At 46.5% G+C, this 2,167-nt stretch carries 2 protein-coding genes; both read left to right on the forward strand.

The genetic code is table 11. The features are described from left to right. The first annotated feature begins 291 nt into the window (after nt 1-291). Complete coding sequence (locus VP97_RS22895) at nt 292-1,653, forward strand: MFS transporter (RefSeq protein WP_050184500.1); 1,362 nt, start codon at nt 292-294, stop codon at nt 1,651-1,653. 32 nt (nt 1,654-1,685) lie between these two features. Continuing rightward, the coding region (locus VP97_RS22900) for an enolase-like domain-containing protein (protein WP_483782911.1) at nt 1,686-2,167 on the forward strand (482 nt) is incomplete at its 3' end.

Genomic DNA, 2,167 nt, shown 5'->3' on the forward strand with positions numbered 1-2,167 from the left:
TAGCAGTTTTAACAAAAAACGGCCGGCGAAAAAACATGTCTGAAAGCGGTTGACAAACAATTATATTTGTCTTACCATTGGACAAAATAAAATAATTTGAATTTTTACAAAAGGAGTGTTGCCCTTGATTGAGACATTTCATTTCTATCATTTCTATCGTATGTAACGATTAGATTGAATTGTTTGAAAGCGGTATCAGAAGTTGAACATTTTAAACATCCATTGAACTATTAAATTTACTTATTTAAAGGCATTGTTAAAACACGAATATTTTCAAAAGGAAGTGTGTATATGGCTAGTCCAGAAAGAATCCTTCAGCCTTCTTCATCAACGCCAGGCGCCCAGAAAAAAACGCGCGTACGGTGGTTTATTGTTTTTATGCTGTTTGTTGTTACTGCTATCAACTATGCTGACCGTGCGACGCTCTCGATCGCCGGACCAGAAATGTCGAGTCAGCTTGGTCTTGATTCTGTCATGATGGGCTATGTATTTTCTGCTTTCGCCTGGTCCTATGTAGCCGGACAAATTCCTGGCGGCTGGCTATTAGACCGATTCGGCTCTAAGAAAGTGTACTTCTGGAGTGTCTTTATATGGTCCTTATTTACGCTTTTGCAGGGATTTATCGGATTTTTAGGTTCTGCTGGAACAGCGATCATCGCTTTGTTTGCACTCCGGTTTTTAGTTGGACTGGCAGAAGCTCCTTCTTTTCCTGCTAACAGTCGGATCGTTGCTTCCTGGTTTCCAAGCCATGAACGCGGCACTGCGGCAGCCACCTTTAACTCTGCTCAATATTTTGCAACCGTTCTCTTTGCGCCGATTATGGGTTATATTGCCTATAAACTTGGCTGGGAATATGTTTTCTACTTCATGGGAGCAGTCGGAATCATCGTCGCGTTTATCTGGCTGAAGGTTATTCACAGTCCGAAGGAACACCCGCGGATTAACGAGGCCGAGCTTGCTTACATTGAAGAAGGCGGCGCCCTGACCAACATGGACCAGACAGAAACAAAGAATGACAAAAAGAAAAGCATCAATTGGGGCCAGGTGAAGCAGCTGCTGACAAACCGGATGCTGTTAGGCGTTTACCTGGGCCAGTACTGCATTACGACGCTGACATACTTTTTTCTGACCTGGTTCCCGGTTTATCTTGTCCAGGAACGGGGCATGACCATCCTTGAAGTTGGCTTTGTGGCTTCCCTGCCGGCGATTTGCGGATTTTTGGGCGGGATTCTTGGCGGAACGTTTTCCGATTTCCTGCTCCGCAAAGGCTTCTCTTTAACAGTGGCCCGGAAAACACCGATTGTGGTCGGGATGTTATTGTCCATGACACTCGTGGCCGCCAATTATGTGGATACACAGTGGATTGTCATCTTTGTGATGGCGCTTGCCTTCTTTGGAAAAGGGTTTGGTGCACTCGGCTGGGCCGTTGTGGCAGATACATCTCCAAAAGAAATGTCCGGTGTCAGCGGCGGCCTGTTCAATACATTTGGCAACATTGCCGGCATTACGACGCCGATCATTATCGGCTACATTATTGCCACAACCGGCTCCTTTAACGGGGCACTTGTGTTCGTCGGTGCCAATGCACTCGTGGCGATCTGCAGCTACCTGTTCCTTGTCGGTGAAATTAAACGTGTTGAATTGAAATCTTAATCCATAATTCCAATTTGATAGGAGAGAAACAGATGAACACAAACACTCAATTAATCCAGGAAAACGTCAAAACAGGTGCACCTATTATTACAGAAATGACTGTGGTTCCAGTAGCCGGTCATGACAGCATGCTTTTAAATTTAAGCGGTGCTCATGCCCCTTACTTTACACGTAATATCGTTTTACTGAAGGATAATTCAGGGAATGTCGGTGTCGGTGAAGTGCCGGGCGGCGAGAAAATCCGCCAGACACTGGAAGACGCACGTGAAATTGTGGTCGGCCAGTCTATCGGCACCTACAACAATATCTTAAATAACGTACGCCGCCAGTTTGCAGACCGGGATTCAGCCGGACGCGGCTTACAGACCTTTGACCTCCGCATTACAATCCATGCGGTAACGGCTTTGGAAGCGGCGCTTCTCGACCTGGTCGGCAAATACCTCGGCGTTCCAGTCGCTGCCCTGTTAGGCGAAGGACAGCAGCGGGATAAAGTGGAAATGCTCGGCTACCTGTT

It is taken from the genome of Domibacillus robiginosus (genome assembly GCF_000966195.1).
Classification (GTDB): domain Bacteria; phylum Bacillota; class Bacilli; order Bacillales; family Domibacillaceae; genus Domibacillus; species Domibacillus robiginosus.